The organism is Arthrobacter sp. zg-Y238 (assembly GCF_024385525.1).
GTDB lineage: Bacteria > Actinomycetota > Actinomycetes > Actinomycetales > Micrococcaceae > Arthrobacter_B > Arthrobacter_B jinronghuae.
The window spans coordinates 485,927-505,090 of sequence record NZ_JANFLU010000011.1 but is presented as its reverse complement, the minus strand read 5'-3'; the positions used below and the strand labels follow the sequence as shown (position 1 = coordinate 505,090).

Annotated in this window: 12 protein-coding genes and 1 tRNA gene; 2 read left to right on the top strand and 11 right to left on the bottom strand. The window is 66.5% G+C overall.

Annotated features, from left to right (window positions below):
* Window positions 1–223 precede the first annotated feature (223 nt).
* The 8 genes from NNX38_RS14080 to NNX38_RS14045 all read right to left on the bottom strand — a co-directional run bounded on the left by NNX38_RS14080 (window position 224) and on the right by NNX38_RS14045 (window position 12,690).
* On the bottom strand, window positions 224–2,473 hold the full coding sequence (locus NNX38_RS14080; protein WP_255798557.1) for a LuxR C-terminal-related transcriptional regulator: 2,250 nt from the start codon (window positions 2,471–2,473) through the stop codon (window positions 224–226).
* 294 nt (window positions 2,474–2,767) lie between these two features.
* Window positions 2,768–5,473, bottom strand: a complete 2,706-nt coding sequence (locus NNX38_RS14075; RefSeq protein WP_255798556.1) for a helix-turn-helix transcriptional regulator — start codon at window positions 5,471–5,473, stop codon at window positions 2,768–2,770.
* 21 nt (window positions 5,474–5,494) lie between these two features.
* On the bottom strand, window positions 5,495–8,101 hold the full coding sequence (locus NNX38_RS14070) for an AAA family ATPase (protein WP_255798555.1): 2,607 nt from the start codon (window positions 8,099–8,101) through the stop codon (window positions 5,495–5,497).
* Between the two features lie 434 nt (window positions 8,102–8,535).
* On the bottom strand, window positions 8,536–9,123 hold the full coding sequence (gene pth, locus NNX38_RS14065; RefSeq protein ID WP_255798554.1) for an aminoacyl-tRNA hydrolase: 588 nt from the start codon (window positions 9,121–9,123) through the stop codon (window positions 8,536–8,538).
* 66 nt (window positions 9,124–9,189) lie between these two features.
* On the bottom strand, window positions 9,190–9,798 hold the full coding sequence (locus NNX38_RS14060; RefSeq protein WP_255798553.1) for a 50S ribosomal protein L25/general stress protein Ctc: 609 nt from the start codon (window positions 9,796–9,798) through the stop codon (window positions 9,190–9,192).
* Between the two features lie 249 nt (window positions 9,799–10,047).
* The gene (locus NNX38_RS14055; RefSeq protein ID WP_255798552.1) at window positions 10,048–11,031 is read right to left on the bottom strand and encodes a ribose-phosphate diphosphokinase; all 984 of its coding nucleotides are present in this window, start codon (window positions 11,029–11,031) and stop codon (window positions 10,048–10,050) included.
* A complete protein-coding gene (glmU, locus tag NNX38_RS14050; protein ID WP_370646472.1) occupies window positions 11,031–12,455 on the bottom strand; it encodes a bifunctional UDP-N-acetylglucosamine diphosphorylase/glucosamine-1-phosphate N-acetyltransferase GlmU in 1,425 nt (474 codons plus the stop codon). Before glmU ends, NNX38_RS14055 begins: the two co-directional genes overlap by 1 nt.
* A gap of 163 nt (window positions 12,456–12,618) precedes the next feature.
* A tRNA-Gln gene (locus tag NNX38_RS14045) sits at window positions 12,619–12,690 on the bottom strand.
* Between the two features lie 126 nt (window positions 12,691–12,816).
* On the opposite strand from NNX38_RS14045, the gene NNX38_RS16970 reads away from it, so the two are divergent.
* On the top strand, window positions 12,817–13,896 hold the full coding sequence (locus NNX38_RS16970) for a TetR family transcriptional regulator (RefSeq protein ID WP_370646457.1): 1,080 nt from the start codon (window positions 12,817–12,819) through the stop codon (window positions 13,894–13,896).
* A 23-nt stretch (window positions 13,897–13,919) separates the two neighbouring features.
* Here the strand turns inward: NNX38_RS16970 and NNX38_RS14030 are convergent, their stop codons facing one another.
* From NNX38_RS14030 to rsmA, 3 genes are read right to left on the bottom strand one after another with little or no spacing between them, the layout of a single operon-like run.
* Entirely contained in the window at window positions 13,920–15,815 is a 1,896-nt protein-coding gene (locus NNX38_RS14030; protein WP_255798550.1) for an ABC-F family ATP-binding cassette domain-containing protein, read from the bottom strand.
* A gap of 6 nt (window positions 15,816–15,821) precedes the next feature.
* Window positions 15,822–16,778, bottom strand: a complete 957-nt coding sequence (locus NNX38_RS14025) for a 4-(cytidine 5'-diphospho)-2-C-methyl-D-erythritol kinase (RefSeq protein WP_255798549.1) — start codon at window positions 16,776–16,778, stop codon at window positions 15,822–15,824.
* Between the two features lie 13 nt (window positions 16,779–16,791).
* Entirely contained in the window at window positions 16,792–17,676 is an 885-nt protein-coding gene (rsmA, locus tag NNX38_RS14020) for a 16S rRNA (adenine(1518)-N(6)/adenine(1519)-N(6))-dimethyltransferase RsmA (RefSeq protein WP_255798548.1), read from the bottom strand.
* Between the two features lie 250 nt (window positions 17,677–17,926).
* On the opposite strand from rsmA, the gene NNX38_RS14015 reads away from it, so the two are divergent.
* Window positions 17,927–19,141 carry a helix-turn-helix transcriptional regulator gene (locus tag NNX38_RS14015; protein WP_255798547.1) on the top strand — a complete coding sequence of 405 codons (1,215 nt, stop codon included), beginning with the start codon at window positions 17,927–17,929 and terminating at the stop codon, window positions 19,139–19,141.
* Window positions 19,142–19,164 lie beyond the last annotated feature (23 nt).

The window sequence follows — 19,164 nt, the reverse complement described above, 5'->3', positions numbered from 1 at the left end:
CCCAGGCGCCGTCGGCGTGCGGGTTCCGCAGGACTGAAGGCCCTGCTGCCATGCACCAGAGTAGAAAGGGAGCATCTGCGCTACACGAGTAGCGCTCCCTAGTTAGACCACCTGGGTTACTTGGAAATGAAGTGCCGGGACGGCCCGTGTCTACGTGGTTTCTCCGTACCAACCACCTGCAACGCCGCCAACAACGCCGTCGACAGGGGAAAAACGCGCCTCATCAGCTACGTGGGCGCTCCGCCTCGAGGCACTCCCTCAGTTCTGCCCGCCCCGAAACGCGTAGTTTCTGAAAGATGCGGCCGAGGTGCCAGTCCACTGTCCGTGGTGAGAGGTGCAGGCCACCCGCCAGCTGCGAACTGCTCTTCCCTGCTGCAGCCCCGAGTGCCAGCTCCCGCTCAAAGTCCGACAATTCCGGTAACCGGTCGGCCACCGAGTTTGCCGCCCGCAGCAAGCGGTAACTGGCGTTCTCGAGTCGCCGCGCAGCACGCAGCCGCGCGCGGTCCGACTGCTCGCGTGCCAGCCGGACCGCCCCGCCGGCTGCCCCGTATGCCGTAAGGTACTGGCCCAAGCTGTGTGCCCTTTCCGCTGCCCTGAGCAGGCTGGCAGGACGGCGCGCCGTGAGCCCCTCGGCCAGCTCCAGGTACATCTGCGCGGAATCCCCGCTGCAGCCGGCCGCTGCCTCCCGCAGTTCCTCCGCTGCCCCGGGCCTGCCGTGCAGAGCCGCAGCGGTCAACACCAGCATGGACGTTGGAAGGTCCTGGGGGGTGCCGCTGGGGACGGCTGCAGTAAACCCCCCGTTGTCCCCGGGGACCGATACCCCGTGAACGGCGCACAACTCGGAAAAGCTCCGGGTAAGGGCGGTTTCCCAGTCGGAGCTCCGTGCGCCGGCGTCCGTGGAAGAAGCATTGGCACCGTCCCTGCGCTGCCGGGTGCCGGGGCCGGCCGCCGAAAGGTAGCTGCGGGCAGCATCGCCGTCGTCAAGCAGGACGCATGCATAAGCCGCAGCCGTTCCGGCCAGGGGAACCAAGTCCCCTGTTCCTTCTTCCTCAAACTGCGCCAGCGCCCGCTGCAGGGAGTCCAGGGCACGGTCAGCGCGGCCGCCCAGGACCTGCACAATGCCCTCGCACAGATCATTGCCTCCTCGAAGCTCCATTCCCTCGGCTGCCTTGTCTGTTTGTGCCAGCACATCGGCAGCATGGCGCAGCTCACCGCAGCGCAGGAACACACAGAACAGCTCCGAGAGAAGGTCCCGCCGCTGGCGACCGGTTATTCCGTACCTGTCCGCAAGCTCCAGTCCGGTCCGTGCCGCTGCACTGGCTTCCGTCCACCGGCCGCAGCGGGACAAGTCCCCTGCTTCCTGCACTGCTGCCCGTACAGCAGCTATGTCCGCAGCATGCGGGGGGTTCCGGGTGTATTCGGCCGTCTGCCGGCTCTGGACCGCGGCAAGCCGGGACCGGATCTCTGCGGCGCGGCCCGGCGGGACCAGTGCTGCCGCGGCCTCGGCGAGCAGCGGATCCTTGAACCGAAGGGTACCGGCCGATCCGGAGGAGACCAGCAGATCCTGTTCAAGCCGTTCCACAGCCGGTGGATCGGCAACCTGCAGCAGCAAAAGAACGGGCAGGGCACCGCAGACCGCGAGCACGTCCGCAGCGAACCGTTCCGCGGTGGACAGCCCGCCGGTCTCCGCCTCCATCCGCTCGGCCAGAGCGCCCGAATATGACACCGACCCCGTCCATACCCATGTTCCCCGCCGGCGGACCACTGTCCCGGCGTCCATCTGTTCCCGTAGGAACAGGGCAGAAAGCAGCGGGTTGCCCCGGCTCCGGGCCTGCACCTGGACCACCAGCCGGTTGGAAACCCTTCCCCCGGCCAGTCCTTCCAGCAACACCCGGGTTCCGCCGGAACGCAACGGCTCCAGGCCTTCCCTGTGCACTGACTCTTCCGACCACCATCGGACAAACTCGCCGGTGCAGGCGGAGAGATCGCGGACGGTTGCCAGCATCAGGGCACTGCCTGTCCTGCACAGTTGGAGAAGAACAGCGACGGTTGCCTCGTCCATGTCCTCCACGTTTTCGATTGCAAGAACAAGACGACGTCCGGCTGCCTTGTCTTTCAAGACCCGCCGGAGATACTGGAGCACGTAAACCGGGTTGGACAGCGTCTCAGGCGGCAGCTCACTGAGCAGCCAGAACAGCCCGGCGAAAGGCTTTCCGGCCCATGAAGCCGCGCCGCGCAGCTGCAGCACCGAATAGCGGTCGCCGAGGCCGGCCAGGATGCCGGCCATTGCGGTGGACTTACCTGTTCCCGCTGCCCCCGTCACCACCACGCTCCGGTCCTCGGACAATGCTTCGAGGGCTCCTGCCACCGTGTTTTTCACCTGTGCCAGCACGGGTTCGCTGAGGTGGGTGCCGGTTTTCCTTCCGGGGTCCCGGCTGCCGCTGGGAGTCCGGCTGCGTCCGGCAAGTTCCATCGAACGGCTCCTTCACCGGCGTCGTACAGACCTGGCGTCTCGCCCAAACTGCGGGGGTCTTGCTGCGGGTGCATGGATTGCACCCGGGAAGGAGCCGACGGCGGCTGGGGGGACGCCCCGGTCTCAGAGGGCATCGACGCCGCCGGCTCCGTATGTGGGACCCGAGGTACCGGTGCGGCAGAACCGGGTGGAAGCCCGCTGCCGTAACCAGGTTGACCTTGAGTAACATGCACAAGGCTACGAACCCCGGAATGGCAGCGCCCGAGTAAAACCTACTGGTGTTCCCGGCGGAAATTACTCGGCCTCAGCAGGCCGGTTCCAGCCTCCGGAGGGGCGGTCGAGCAGGGGAAACCGTTCCCTCAGTTCTTCCCGCCGGCTGATCCCCAGTTTTTCGTACGTCCGGTAGATATGCCCTTCGACAGTACGGACGGAGAGATTCAGCGTTCTGGCGATTTCCGCGTTGCGCTGTCCGGCGGCGACCAGGGCAGCGACGTCGCGCTCCCGCCGGGTCAACTCCGGAAGCATGCCGCGGTTCCCACCGCCGTGCCGTCCCGTCAGCCGATGGATTCGATTCAATAAGGCGCGGTCGTTGTTCCTGCGGGCCAGCCGCTGGGCTTCGAGCAGGCATTGCCGGGCCAGCTGCAGGTCAAGTTCCGGCTCCGGGTCCGAGGCCAGTGCCACCAACGCCGCGCTGTCCTGGTCGACGAGGGCCCGGGTCGCCCGGTTCAGCACAAGAGCCTGCGGTCCTTCGAATCCCTCTGTCACCTTCAGCAGTCGGCCGGCCTCGGAAAGGTCCCCCAGCCGCAGGGACAGGGTGCGCAGGGTGAATTCCACCGCCGTGAAGGAGCGCTCCTGGGCAGCAGCCGCCGTGTCGCGCAGCTTTTGAATGTACGAGCCGTCGGAGTCCAGTGCGAACCGACCCCCGGCGAGAATTCCCTCGGCCAGAAGCCGGTATTGTTCCGGTCCCCGCGGCGGAGTCCTTCCAGCGGCGGCAAGCAGCCGCCCGGCTGCTTCCCGCTGGCCAAGGCTCGCGGCGGCAAAGGAAGCCAATGCCAGGGCCAACGGAAGGATCCCTTCGGGATCATTGCGGGTTGCTGCTTCCACTGCAGCGGAAAAGTCTTTCACGGCCTCGTGCAGGTCGTTGGAACGCAGATGGCCCAGGCCCATCGCAAAATCCGCGACTCCGCCGGAATGCAACAGCGTGCGTTGAACCGGCGAATCCGCGGAGGCAACGGACCGCTGCAGCTGTTCCCAGTCCCCAAGCCAGAGCAGCACGGTGAGATGCCGGTGGAGGACAAACGGGCCGAAGAGCCGTGAACCGGCAGTGGCTTCCGGTAACAGATCCATGGCGGCCGTGCTGTGCTTAAGCGCGGTTTGCGCCCGCCCTGTCGCAACTTGGACCTCGGCCGTCATCGCTTCGGCAAACAGGATTGCTTCAACGTCGGCGCTTTCACGTGCCTTGCGGAGTACCTCAGCCAGTTCCAGTTCCGCTTGGGCGTATTCACCCGCCCAAACCCGGGACAGGAGACGGAGCGTCTGTGCCCCGCAGCGGGCCGATTCAACCGCTTCCGCCGGCTGGCTCCCGGACAAGCGGTCTATTGCCCGGTTCCACTGCCTGGCCAGGGGAACCTCCCAGCCGCTCCCGAATGTGGACTGCTGCGCCAGCTGGACGTGCACCATCATTGCCTGCTTCACGGTGCGCAGATCTGCTGCCTGCTCGAGTGTCCCTTCCAACGTTGCCGTTGCCTGGCCTGCTTTACCGAGCAGCAGCAGTGCGCGCGCCTCCTGGATGCGTGCCGGTATGCGCAGCGCCCCTCTTCCTGCAGCAGCGGCAGCCCTCAGTGCCAGCCGGGGATCGGATCGGTTGTTTGCCGTTTCCGCGGCATACAGCAGCTCCTGCTCCGGAACCTGTGCTCCGAGCGCCAAGGACCATGAGACAAGGTGGAGCTGCCCTTCCTCCCCCAGGTCGACGCCTGCCAGCACGGCCTGCAGCTGTTTGTGCAGGCGCGCACTGCGGGCAGCCGGAACCATCCCCCGGACAACTTCTCCATAGATCGGGTGCAGCGGACGCACAACCTGTCCGGCGTCGGACGCGCCGGAAACCCTCACCAGGAGGACGTTCGCCAGACGGTCCACTGAGGCGTGCAGTCCCAACCGGAAGGCGAGCCGCAGCGGCAGCGGTTCAGCAAGTGAAATGACCTCCAGCGCCGTACGGTCGGCCGGGTCCAGACCCCGGATCTGGGCTTTGACGAGGTCTCCCACGCGTCCTCCGACGGGCGTCTCGCTGTCTGTCGTTGCCCAGATGCCCTGCCGCTGGACCAGGAAACCGGTGCGCACCGCCTCATCGAGCAATGCGAGCAGGTACATGGGATTTCCACCGGTGAGGCGGGCCAGCTCAACTGCGGCAGTGATGCTGACCTGGCCCTGGAGCTCCTGCTGGCACAGCTGAAGGACCTCCCGTTCGTCCAGCGGCAGGAGCTGGTGGCGGGTTACCTGCCCGTCCCACATGTGCGGAAGCACGTCTGAAATGTCCTGGAAGGTCCGGGTCAGGACGAGCAGCCTGATGTGACGGGCGTCAAGGAGCTGGGCGAGTAGATCGAGACTGGGGCCGTCAATGTCGTGCGCATCGTCGACAACCACCAACGGTGCCCGGCCCGGCCGGCCTGCGGGCGCTCCGCCCTCTGGCGCCTGGGCAATAATGCGAGCCATCAAAGCACGCATCACCGCCAGGGCAGACCCCGTCTGCCGTGGCGCGAGGTCAGGCAGGAGCGCAGCCAGTGCACCGTACGGCACGGTCTTCAGGGCGGGACTGGAGTACACCCAGTAGACGGGCATCTCCGCCTGCATTTCCTGGGCGGCTGCCGTTGCTATGGCAGTTTTGCCCAGTCCGGCTTCCGCCGCGACGGCGGCACCGTGTCCAGCGGGACGGCGCAGGCTCTCGAGCACGGAGGCAAGGACGATATCCCTGCCCGTCAGCGACCGCGCGTTCAACCCGTGCATCCCATCCCCCCCCGTCGGTCCCTAGGCCAGGATCTCGGACAGCTCAATGCGGCCGGAGACGTGGAGCTTCGCGAAAATCTTTCCCAGGTGCCACTCGATGGTCCGGGGAGACAGGTTCAGATCCCCGGCTATCTGCGTGGTAGTGGCCAGCGTAACCGCCCGACGCGCAAGATCTGCCTCGAATTCGCTCAGTTTTGCCAGTGTTTCTGCGCGGTCACCGGAATGCTGCATACGGCGCATGCTTGCATTTGCCACTTCACGAGCCGCTCGTGCCAGAATTTTCCGCTCACCTGCGGTGCAGTTGGCCATGCGGTGCTCAGCCGCCCGGGCGGCATCCCGGGACAGCAGGTACTGACCGCAGTCAAGGAATTCCTTTGCCGCGGCGACCAAACGGGCAGGATCATCGTTGAGCAACCCGGCAGCGAAGTCAGCCATCAGCCCGCTGAACCTTCCGCTCACGTCCTTGGACACCCTAATGACATCGGAGGCGGCGTCCTTGTCACCGGCCCGAACAGCTGCCGACAGGAACAGCAGTGCCGGTGCCGCGTACCCTGCTGCATGGGCGGACGCAGCTTCTCCTCGCAGACGCCCGCAGCGGATTCCGTCGTCGGCATCTTCGGACAGGATCGCGAAATAGCGGAGGAGGAACCCCCGGAAGTAGCCGTAATATTGCCTGCCGGCGCGAGCCTGCCGAAGCATCTCGGCGGCTTCCGGGCGCTGCTCGCGATGGATATAGGCAGTGAGGGTTCGGGCAAGGGGAAGCATGTCCTGCGGGTCGTGGACGCGGAGCTGCCCGATAGCGCCGGTCAGCGCATCCCGGCTCCTTTTCTCCTGCCCTTGCCAGGCCGCCAGGACGGCCACAGCCAGTTCGCCTGCGCTGCCCTGATAGGAGGGCCGGACCCCGGCCTGGTCGAAGGCCCGAACGAATTTAGCAGCCCGGTCCAGCTCACCCGAAAGGACATAGGTATCGAATATTCGGGTGCAGACTTCCCCGGCGTTTCCGGCATTGAGCGCGTAGTTCTCCGGCTGCCCCAGCGAGTCCAGGATGTGCAGTGCTTCTCCGGTCCGCCCGGCCAGGGCGAGGACATGGGCGGACAACGCCGCTGCCTGCATCCGAGTGGCCTGCCCCAGTTTCCGGTCCCCCGCCAGGCTCGTGAGACGGTCCGGGACCGACGCAAGCCGGCCTCCGTCCGCAGCCAGTGCGCTGCGGGCAATGACCAGCGCCGCCTCCAATTCCGGTGAATCCCACTCTGCCGGGCATGACTCCTCAATTGCGGCAAGGGCCCGTTGGGGATCTCCTGATCCGGGAACACGGGCCAGGAGATAGCTGTAAAGCAGCATCAACGGCACAAAGCTGGAGCGCTGCTCCGATGCCAAGCGGGGCTCTGCGTCGCGGAAAACACGCAGTGCTTTGTCGAGATGCCCCACACTGAGCAGGGCGCGGACCTCTTCAAGAAGCATCTCCTGGCTGGCGGCCTTCGAGGGCACTGACCGGACAAACCGCAGAGCGGCCGCTCCATCCGCACGGTCGTTGGCCACACGCGCGGCGCGGAGGGCGTCCGCCGGACGCACCTCCTCACCGCAGGACAGGGCCCAGCCCAGGAAAGCGGTCAGTTCCTCGCCGTCCATGTCCGTGGGGTCAATCCGGACTGCCACGTCCTCCCACAGTTCCCGCCTCCGGCCGGGCGCCATACTCGCCGCTATCACTGAGCCCGGAGTTCCACCGCCGAGCCTCACGGAAGGCGGGTCGCCGCCAACAGAGATAACCTGCTGCTCTTCGAGTGTCTCTACGGCAGCTGCCGGTACCAGTTCCAGGACTCTGGATAACGGCAGGCTGACACACAGGGCCAGGACCTCCACCAGCCGGCGTTCGTGGGCGCCCAGCAGGTCCAGCACGGTGTCGAAAACCTCACTGACCTCGCCGGTGCGGACAAAGGGGGCTGTGCGGACCCATATGCTTTCCCGGCGCACCAAGGTTCCGGACCGCACCTGTGCACCTGTCATGAGCCGGATGAGCCGGGGGCTGCCCGCTGTTTCCTGCCACATTGTGGCTGCGGCAAGAGACGATACGGGACCTCCGAGCAACTCCTGCATCAACAGGCGGGTTTGCCGCTCTGTGAGCAGTTCAAGGTCGACCCGTTCCAGCAGGCCTTCGCTCCACAGGCCCACCAGCTCATGGTTTGCGTCCATCGACTGAGAAGCAGCCGCCAGCACGGCAATCTTTCCCCGCCGAAGCAACTGGGACAGCACCATGATGGAAAATCGATCCAACCGGTCCGCGTTGTCCACCGTGACCAGCACGGGCTTTTCCTGCGCTTCGGACTCAAAGGAGCGGCCGAGTTCCTGCAGCAGCTGAAGCGGATCCTGGTCCGCGCCTTCGGGCAGGCTGCTTACGAGGTAGGCCAGGGCTCCGTACGGAGTCTCGGCGGCGATGGCTGTACCGCGGACCGGAATTATGTGGAAGTCAGCCCGCAGACGGTCAGCGACGGCGTTGAGCACCGCAGTTTTCCCGGCACCGGGCTGACCGAGGATGACTGCTCCGGCTCCGCCGGCAGCAAGGGCCGAACACAGATCTTCAACTAGCTCTTTGCGTCCGATTAGCCCGGCGACAAGTGAAACACTTTCCATCAACCAGCCCACGCCCCCCACAACGCCAGCACGGAATCCGGATTCGGGATGCCGCGTCTATCGGTAGCAACTGCTCAGTGGAATGGAGCATACGCGCGTAAGTAGGAAGCGTCTAGATACAAAAGCATGTTTTTTCACGGCGCGCCTAATGAGCGCACCGAGCCTCTTCAGCCTGGCTTAGAAGCATCAGGCTGCACCGGGCTGAGGCGGAAAGACGGTACTAATAAGGGTGATAGGAATGCGGTGATAATAAGGGACCGACGCCGGGATGGGGGTGGCCCAGTCTCGGAGGCCTCCCGACGTCGGCCCCGCTTTGGGAGCCCTGAAGGCTGGTTCCATTTTAGGCCCGGTGACCGAACCGAAACAATGGTCCCCCGGCAATCGGGACGCTGGAAAACTACTCCATTCTGCCCCGCTGCTACCTAGCTCTGAGCTCACGCACCTGTGGCATGAAACTTCTGCTGAGCGGCGGTAAGGCCCTCGGACAGGAGCAGCTCCACGGCGTCGGCGGCGTCGCCGACGAGGAACGGAAGCTCCTTGGCCTCGGTGCCGGAAAAATCCTTAAGTACGTAATCCGCGGTGTCCATACGCCCAGGCGGGCGGCCGACGCCTACCCTCACACGAAGATAATCCTTGGTGCCCAGGGCCTTGCTGATATCCCGGAGACCGTTGTGTCCGCCTTCTCCCCCGCCGAGCTTGAGCTTGATGGTGTTGAAGGGGATGTCGATCTCGTCGTGGACGGCCACCACCTGCGCGGGGTCGATGTCGAAGAACCGGGCCAGGGAGGAAACGGGACCGCCGGACAGATTCATGTACGTCAGGGGCTTGGCCAGGACCACGCGCGGACCGCCGATGCCGAGGCGTCCTTCGACAATGGACGCGTGGGACTTATGCGTCTTGAACTTTCCACCCATGCGGGAGGCAAGTTCATCCAGGACCATCTGGCCCACATTGTGCCGGTTACGGCTGTAGCCGGGCCCGGGGTTGCCGAGCCCGGCTACAAGCCAGGTATTGCTGCTCACTACTGGTACTGCTCCTTCAATGAGAACCGGACGGCTCCGTTACGGGGAGCAGGCCCCGGAAGTGGATTACGCTTCGGCGCCGACTTCAGCAGCTGCAACAGCAACCTGCTCGTCGGACGGAGCGCCGAGGTCCTGGACGGTGGGCTCGGAGATGTTGATGATCATGGTCTCCGGATCAAGCAGCAGCTCGACGCCGGCAGGCAGGACGAGGTCGGAGGCGTAGATGTGCTCGCCGGCCTTGCGGCCTTCGATGCTGACCACGATGGTTTCCGGCAGGTCGGTGGCGTCTGCGGTAACCAGGACGGTGTTGGCTTCCTGGTTGTAGACGGAGTCGCCTGCAGCCAGTTCGCCTTCGACGTGGACGTTGACCTCAACCTCGACCTTCTCGCCCTTGCGGACGGTCAGGAGGTCGATGTGCTCGATGATCTGCTTGATCGGGTCGCGCTGGATGTCGCGGGCCAGGGCCAGGTGGGACTCGCCGTCGACGTCGATTTCCAGCAGGGCGTTGGAGGTGCGGACGGCCAGCGTGGTGGCCTTGGCCGGCAGCAGGATGTGCATAACATCGGCGCCGTGGCCGTAGATGACTGCCGGGATCTGGCCGGCGGCGCGGGCCTTGCGGGCTGCGCCCTTGCCGAACTCGGTGCGGGCGGTTCCTGCGAGCTTCTGCTCAGACATTGCTACTCCTGTAAGTGGTGTTCCGTGGTTGCCTCAGGCGCCGGTTTCGGAACAGTGCACCGTACGGACCGGATAACGGTCCTTTGTACGATCAGAAGTTGCCAGCCACCGTCGATAACGGAGTTCGTCCGGAATTCTCCGGGCCGCTCCCTCGCCTAGGCATCGGTCTCAATGCTACCAGCACAAGTCCGCCCGCCCGAACGGCGCCGAAGCGCAGCCCGGGCGGGCGGTTATACAAGCTGTTAGTGCCTAGGCCTTGCCGTCGAAGAGGCTCGTGACGGATCCGTCTTCGAAGACTTCCTTGATGGCCCGGGCGATCAGCGGGGCAATCGAAAGCACGGTCAGCTGGTCAAAACGCTTGGCAGCCGGAATAGGCAGGGTGTTGGTGACGACTACCTCGCGGGCGCCGGACTCGGCCAGGGTCCGCGCCGCCGGGTCGGAGAACACCGCATGCGTGGCAGCGATGATGACGTCCTTGGCGCCGGCTTCCTTGAGCACTCGGACGGCACCGGCAATGGTGCCGCCGGTGTCGATCATGTCATCGATGAGCACGCAGGTGCGGCCTTGAACCTGTCCCACAACCTGCTTGGAAACGGCCTGGTTCGGGACGGTGAGGTCGCGGCTCTTGTGCACGAAGGCAAGCGGCGCACCGCCCAGGCGCTCGGCCCACTGCTCGGCAACGCGGACGCGGCCGGTGTCCGGAGACACCACAGTGACGTTGGAGACATCCACGCGGGTGCGGATGTAGTCGGCCAGCAGCGGGATGGCCATCAGGTGGTCCACGGGGCCGTCGAAGAAGCCCTGGATCTGGGAGGTGTGCAGGTCCACGCTCATGATGCGGTCTGCGCCGGCGGTCTTGTACAGGTCTGCGATCAGGCGTGCCGAGATGGGTTCGCGGCCGCGGCCCTTCTTGTCCTGCCGGGCGTACGGGTAGAACGGGGACACCACGGTGATGCGCTTGGCAGAGGCCCGCTTCAACGCATCCACGGTAATCAGCTGTTCCATCAGCCAGTTGTTCATCGGTGCCGGATGCGCCTGGATCACGAAGGCATCGGTGCCGCGGACACTCTCACCGGGACGGACGTAGATCTCGCCGTTCGCGAAGTCATAAGACGCCAGCGGCAGCAGGTCGGTGTCAAGACAGCGTGCAATCTCCTCCGCCAGCTCCGGGTGTGCCCGGCCAGTGGCAAGGACAAGCTTCTTTTCACCTTGTGCGGTGATCTCGCTGCTCATTAATGATCGCTTTCTCGCGTGGGGGATTCAGTTTCGGAGGAAGAAGTGTTGGTGGCGGAAGCCGCGGCGGCTGCAGCGGCGGCCGTGCCGGGGCGCTTATCCAGCACCCAGCCGTCGAGGTTGCGCTGAGGCGCCACATTGATCGCCAGGGCACCGGCGGGGACATCCTTGCGGATCACCGTTCCGGCTCCACTGTACGCTCCGTCGCCCACCGTGACGGGTGCCACGTACATGTTGTCGCTGCCCATGCGCACGTGCGAACCGATGGTCGTGTGGTGCTTGTTGACGCCGTCATAGTTCACGAAAACCGAGGCCGCACCGATGTTCGACTGCTCGCCGATGGTGGCATCCCCCACATAGGAAAGGTGGGGAACCTTGGACCCGGCACCGATGTCGGCGTTCTTGGTTTCCACGAAGGTGCCGATCTTGCCCTTGGCACCCAGCACTGTTCCGGGGCGCAGGTACGCGAACGGTCCCACGCTGGTTCCGGCACCCAGGACGGCATCACTGCCGTGGGTCCGCACCACCGAAGCACCCTCGCCCACGGTGACGTTGGTCAGCGTGGTATCCGGTCCGACGACGGCGTCCCGGGCAATCCTGGTGGAACCGTGCAGCTGCGTGCCCGGCAGGACAGTGACGTCTTCAGCGAGGGTCACTGTCGAGTCGATCCACGTGGTGGCCGGATCCACGACGGTGACGCCGGCGCGCATCCACCGGTTCAGGTTGCGTCGGTTGTGTTCTGCGTTGAGGGCAGCGAGCTGGACGCGGTCATTTACGCCTTCCACCTGCCAGGTGTCGTCGGTGACTACGGCGCTGATCCGTCCACCCGCCGCGCGGGCGATGCCCAGGACGTCGGTCAGGTACATCTCGCCCTGGGAGTTGGAGGTGGTCACCGATTCCAGTGCGCTGCGCAGCACCGCGGCGTCGAAGGCATAGATGCCGGAGTTGATCTCGTTTACGGCACGCTGCTCATCGGTGGCGTCCTTGTGCTCCACGATTCCGGTCACGGTGCCGTCTTCTGCCCGCAGAACGCGTCCGTAGCCCGTCGGGTCCGCAAGCCGCGCGGTCAGGACGGTCACGGCGTTGCCGTCCGTTTCGTGTACGGCCACCAGGTTGCGGAGTGTCTGTGCTTCGAGCAGCGGGGTGTCCCCGTAGGTGACTACCACGGTGCCTTCGAGCCGGGCGGCGGCGTCCAGGGCAGAGAGTGCCACCTGGACCGCGCGGCCGGTGCCGGGAACCTCGTCCTGGTCAACGATGACGGCCCCGGGGGCCTGTTCGGCGGCATGCGCGGCGACAAGGTCACGTTCATGGCGCACCACGACGGCCAGGAAGCGGGGGTGCAGCGCGGAGGCTGCGGCAAGTGCATGGCCAAGCATCGAGATGCCGCCCACTTGATGCAGGATTTTCGGGGTCCGGGACTTCATCCGCGTCCCGGCGCCGGCTGCAAGGACAATCACCGCGGACAAAGCGCCGGTGGAGGCCTCGTTGGTTCGGACATCGCTGGTGGTCACGAAAATGGCGCTCCTCGGTGGTACGGCCGGCGTAGATCGGCTCCGCGGCAGTCCTTCACAGGTCCGCTGCGCAGCGTTCCGCCCATAGGATTCGAACCTATACTCCACGGCTCCAAAGGCCGGGGTGCTGCCATTACACCAGGGCGGATCATGTGCGCGGCTTGCCGCGCACACAAGAGTTTAGTCTGCCACGGGAGCCGATGCGTTCGCGAGTTGAGTCCCCAGGTGCGGCGTTGCCGCCGAACCGGCAGGGGTGCATGGGTAGACTGGTCCGGTGGTAAAGACTTCCGCCGGCGGCACACGCCTGCGTATGACCGGCGTCCAGCGCCGCGCCCAGCTGATCGAGGTGGCACGCGGGCTGTTTGCCCTGCGCGGCCTCGACGGCGCAACCATCGAGGAGATTGCCGCTGCAGCGGGTGTTTCCAAACCGGTGGTCTACGAGCATTTCGGTTCCAAGGAAGGCCTCTACACGGAGGTGGTGGACATTGAGTTCCGCCGCCTGCTCGAAGTGATGACCGAATCGCTTAGCGCCGACGCCGGCCCCCGGGTGCTGCTCGAACGGGCCGCCTACGCCTTGCTGGACTACATCGAGAACCACACCGACGGTTTCCGGATCCTTACCCGGGACGCGCCGCCGTCGCAGCCCGAGGGGACGTTTTCCACCCTGCTGTCCCGGATCACCCGCCACGTGGAACACATCCTGTCCAAGGAATTCGGCAGCCGCGGCCTGAGCGCCGAGGTGGGCGGGATGTACGCGCAGATGCTGGTGGGCATGGTTGCCATGACCGGCCAGTGGTGGCTGGACACCCGTACGCCGGATAAGGCCACCGTGGCGGCGCATCTGGTGAACCTTTCCTGGAACGGCCTGGCCGGCCTGCAGAAGGATCCCCGGCTGTCCCACATGCCCGCCGGCTCTGCCATACCGGAGGCCGGCTACGGCGGTCCGGCCCCGGCGGTCCTTCGGCTTTCGGCTGTCCTGGTGCACGACGACGCCGGCCGGATCCTCCTGGTGCGCAAGCGCGGCACCTCGCGCTTTATGCAGCCCGGCGGAAAGCTCGAGCCCGGGGAGACCTTTGCGGAAGCAGCGGCCCGGGAGGTGGGCGAGGAACTCGGACTTGCCGTAGCAGCCGCCGATCTCGAGGATCTGGGCCGCTGGTACGGTCCGGCGGCGAATGAGGAAAACACCTTCATTGACGCCGGCCTGTTTGCCTGGACCCTTCCCGCGGACGGCCCGCAGCCCGCCGCCGCGGCGGAGATCGAGGAACTGCTCTGGACGGCACCCGCGGCCGCCGCGGAACGCACCGATCTCTCGCCGCTGCTGAGCACGCACATCCTGCCGCGCCTGCTGGGCTAGCTGCCGCTGGAGGGCAGCGGTTCCTACTCGAGAATCTCCGAAGCCTCGAGCCACTCCCTTTCCAGTTCCTCCTGCTCGGCCGCAACGGCCTGCAGCTTGGCGTTGAGCTCGCCGATGAGTTCAAAGTCGGCGCCGCCGGCCTTCTGGGTGGCGTCGTTCATCTGGGCGTTGATTTTTTCGGCCTGTGCGGTGAGCTTGCTCAACTGCCGCTCGATCCGGGTGAGGTCCTTCTTGGCCGCCCGCTTTTCAGCTTCGGTCGCACCGGAGCCGGCCAGCGCCGTCGTCGTTCCACCCGGCGTGCCGGCTGAAGCAGCCGTGGAAGAGCCGCCGGGACGCGAGGCCCCGGCCGCAGCGGCGCGCGCCGCCTGGGACGAGCCGCGGGCAGCGGTGGAGGCAGACGAGTTGGCGGCCAGGGCTTCGCCGCGCAGCTGCAGGTACTGGTCCACGCCGCCGGGCAGGCCGCGCAGCTTCCCGTCGCCGAGGAGTGCCATCTGGTGGTCGGTGACCCGTTCCAGGAGGTAGCGGTCGTGGGAGACCACCACGAGCGTGCCGGGCCAGCCGTCCAGCACATCCTCGACGGCAGCCAGCGTGTCGGTGTCCAGGTCATTGGTCGGTTCGTCGAGCATCAGCACATTCGGCTCCCCCACCAGCAGGCGCAGCAGCTGCAGCCGGCGCCGTTCACCGCCGGAAAGCTCACGGACAGGGGTCCACTGCCGCTGGGCGCTGAAGCCAAGCTGCTCCACGAGCTGGCCGGCGGACAGCTCGCGGCCGCCCACGTTGAAGACCCGCTTCTCGTTTTCAATGACCTCGATGACCCGCTGGTCCGCGACCTCATCCAGTTCCTTCACTTCCTGCGACAGCACGGCGGTCTGCACGGTCTTGCCGCGCTTGAGCCGGCCGGACGTAGGCTCAATGTCACCGTTCAGCAGGCGGAGCAGGGTGGTCTTGCCTGCGCCGTTGACGCCCACCAGGCCCAGCCGCTCCCCCGGCGCGAGGCGCAGGGTGATGTTGCGGAACAGGTTGGTGTCGCCGAGCGTCAGGGAGACGTTCTCCAGGTCCAGGACGTCCTTGCCCAGGCGCGCGGTGGCCATCTTGTTCAGGGACAGTGTGTCGCGGGGTTCGGGGACGTCCGCAATCAGGTTGTTTGCGGCCTCGATGCGGAACTTGGGCTTGGCAGTACGGGCCGGGGCACCGCGGCGCAGCCAGGCCAGTTCCTTCTTAACCAGCTGCTGGCGCTTGCCTTCCACCACTGATGCCATCCGGTCACGCTCGGCGCGGGCCAGCACGTAGGCGGCGTACCCGCCGTCGAACGGATCCACCATCGCGTCATGGACCTCCCAGGTCCGGGTGCAGATTTCGTCCAGGAACCAGCGGTCGTGGGTGACCACCAGCAGGCCGCCGTCGGAAGGGCGCCAGCGCTGCTTCAGGTGCCGGGCCAGCCAGGCCACGCCTTCGACGTCGAGGTGGTTGGTGGGCTCGTCCAGCATGATGACGTCGTCGTCGCCCGTGAGCAGCTTGGCCAGCGCCACGCGGCGCTTCTGCCCGCCGGACAGCGAAGAGACCTGCGCGTTCCAGTCCACTTCCTGCACCAGGCCGCTCATCACGTCGCGGATCCGTGCGTTGGACGCCCATTCGTAGTCCGCCGCGTCGCCGACGATGGCCTGGCCGACGGTCAGGTCCCCGTCCAGGACGTCCGTCTGGTCCAGATAGCCCACGGTGACATCCCGACGGCGGGTCACGCGGCCGTCGTCGGGCCTCTGCCGTTCGGCCAGCAGGCTCATCAGGGTCGACTTGCCGTCGCCGTTGCGGCCGACCATGCCGATCCGGTCGCCTTCCTCGAGACCGAGCGAAACGCCGTCGAGGATGGTGCGCGTGCCAAAGGAAATGCTGAGGTTTTCAGCACCAAGCAGGTGTGCCAATCGGTACTACTTTCTGTACGTCTGATGTGCGGTGGTGTCGGCAGCCGTGACGGCACCCTCGGCTGGCCCGTAAACGGCCAGGGCCGAGTGGCCTTCGGTGCGCAGAGCGGCGGCCAGGGCGGAGGCAGCGGCTTCATCCGCCGCCAGAAAGGCCAGAGTGGGGCCGGAACCGGAAACCACGCCGGCGAGGGCGCCGAGCCGGGTCCCCGCCTCAAGAACGGTCCGAAGTCCGGGTGCAAGCTCCAAGGCCGCCGGCTGCAGGTCATTGACTAGAACGCCCGCCAGTGCGGAGGTGTTCCCGTCCGCCAGGGCGGCAAGGATCACCGGGTCCACTTCCGTGGGCTCGGCGACGTCGGTCCCGCTGCGGAGGCGGTCGACGGCGGCATAAACCTGCGGGGTGGAAAGCCCGTAGGGTGCCGGAACGAGGACCCAGTGCAGCCGGTGCGGTGCCGGTACCGGGGTGAGCCGGTCCCCCACGCCGAGCCCGGCAGCAGCACCGCCGAGGAGGGCGAACGGCACATCGGCCCCGAGCCCGGCAGCCAGGTCGGCCAGTTCAGCCGGCGTCAGTCCCGCGTTCCAGAGCTCATTGCAGGCGAGAAGCGCGGCTGCGGCGTCCGCGGAGCCGCCCCCCATGCCGCCGGCCACCGGCACCCGTTTGGTGATGTGCAGGTGCACGCCTGCCTGCGCCAGGCCGGCCCTGGACGCCACTGCCCGGGCGGCACGGGCAGCCAGGTTGTTCCCGTCCAGAGGTATGCCTTCCTGCGGAAGGCGCCCGTCGGGATCGCTGAGCGTCAGCTGGATCTCATCCGTTTCCAGCGCCGTGGCCGTTACCTCCTCGAAGAGGGACACTGCCAGGTAGACGCTGGCCACACTGTGGTAGCCGTCCGGACGCAGCGGTCCCACCTTCAGGGACACGTTGATCTTGCCCGGGGTCCGGACGGTGACGGAGCGCGGTGCGGCCATGGTTTCCTTTTCCTCAGGCAATGAGCGGCTTCCGCGCCTCGGCGATCCGGGCAAACGCCGTGATGTCCAGGACCTCGCCGCGGGCACTGGGATCCACTCCCGCAGCGCGCAGTGCCTTCTCCGCCTCGGCGGGGCTGCCGGCCCATCCGGCCAGGGCGGCGCGCAGCGTCTTGCGGCGCTGCGCGAAGGCGGCGTCGATAACTGCGAAGACCTCTTCACGGGTGGCACGCGTCTGCGGCGGTTCGTGCCGGACGAACCCGACCAGCCCGGAGGCAATCTTCGGAGCGGGCCAGAACACGTTCATGCCGATCACGCCGGCCTTGCGCATCTGCGCGTACCAGGCGGCTTTCACCGACGGCACCCCGTAGGTCTTGGAACCGGGTTTGGCGGCCATCCGGTCCGCCACTTCGTCCTGGACCATGACCAGGCCGTGCTGCAGGGACGGGAAATGCTCCAGCAGGTGCAGCACCACGGGGACGGCCACGTTGTAGGGCAGGTTGGCTACCAGTGCGGTCGGTTCCTTGGGCAGTTCGGTGATCCGCATGCCGTCGCCAAGCACCACGTGCAGCCGGCCGGCCGCTTCCGGACGCCGCTGCGCAACCGTGGACGGCAATTTGCCGGCAAGGACGGGATCGATCTCCACGGCCACCACCGACTCGACGGCGTCAAGGAGTCCGAGGGTCAATGAGCCGAGGCCGGGCCCAACCTCCAGCACGGTCTCCTCCGGAGCGAGGTCGGCCGCAGCCACAATCCGGCGGATGGTGTTTCCGTCAATAACGAAGTTCTGGCCGAGGGTCTTGGTGGGGCGGACTCCGAGTTCCTCTGCCAGCGCCCGGATATCCGAGGCACCGAGGAGTGCGGGAACAGGTGTTCGGGGGGCGGGTTCGGATTCTCTCACCCAGTAATACTAGCCGAGCGGGCGCGGCCGCCGGCGCCGGGTGCGGGCCTGCGCGGCCGTCCGGTTCACTCCCCCGGACCGTCTTCCCGCTGCTCGAGTGGTGCGTCTCGGAGGTGGGGAAATCGAGTTCGCCGTTTTGCCCTCCATAAGCGCGGAGTGCTCTGCCGACGGCCGGTTTCGGCCGGTAGCATCGAGCGCATTGCCGGCACCGGTAACAGTGTGCCGCACCCGCGGATCGGCGGTATGAACGATGGGCAAATCATTCGGTGAAAAGCTGCGTTCGGCGCGGCAGGAGCTAAACCTGACGCAGGCTCAGCTGGGAGACGGGACCTTTCGGCCCCGTGAGATCTCGCTTTTGGAAGCCGGGCGGAGAGAACCCGTTCCGGGTGCGGTCAGCCTGCTCTCCGACCGCCTGGCCTCGGGCGCCGCCACGGACCGGGCAGGGAAACAAACGGCCTTGTTCCTGGAACTCAGTGCCCGCCAGGCGCTGGATGAGCGCGACTACGGCGCGGCATGCTCACTGGCGGGTGACGCCGCGGATGCGGCACTGGCGCAGGGGTATCCGCGGTCCTGGTGGGATATGACCTATCTGACAGCCCGCTGCCTTTGCACCACGCACGCCTACCGGGACTGCATCGGAAAGGCGTCCCTGCTGGCCCGCCATTCCCTGGCTGCGGAGTACCCCGACCTCAAGGCACAGGCGGAAATGCTGCTCGCCACCGCCTACCAGGGCACCGGGGAACTAGGTTCCGCCGTGGCACATGCCCGCAGGGCCGTAGAACGGGTGCAGGAATCCAGGCTCGGCGCAGGGGCTTTCCTTGAAGCGTGCGGGACGCTGGTCACCACGCTGGCCGAGGCGGGCGGACTGAACGAGGCCTGGGCATACTGCCGCACCCTGGTGCTGCCGTTGCTGGAGACGGGGGTTGGCCGGCAAATCGAGGGTAAAGCCCGCTGGGCAGTGGGCACCGTGGCCTTTCGCCGCGGGGACATCCACACCGGGCTAATGCACCACCGTCTTGCTGCGGACCTCCTGGAGCCGGGCGTCGACGTCGAGCTGTGGGCCCGCTTCAATAACGCCACCGCTGCCATGCGGCTCGGGGCGGGCATCCACGACAACGAGACGCTGACCTGCATAGAGCACGCCGAAGCGGCAATGTCGGCGGTCGGACTGTACGGTCCCGAACGGCTGGAAGCGGATCACAGCCGGGGCATCTGGCTGGACCTCAACGGCGAACATACGAGGGCCGTCTGGATGCTCTCCGGCGTGTACGCCCACCGGAGCGAGCTCTCTCCTCAGGACTCGGGCGAGCTGGCCCTTCACCTCGGGCTGGCCTTGGCACGAACCGGCATGCCCGACGCCGGATCCGTCTATCTGACAGATAGCGAACAGCGCTTCCGCTCGGCCGGAGCCAAGGACCGCGCAGCACACGCGGCTGCCCTGGCCCACGAGATGGCAGCCGGGTGAGGCAGGGCGGCCGGAGTTGAGCA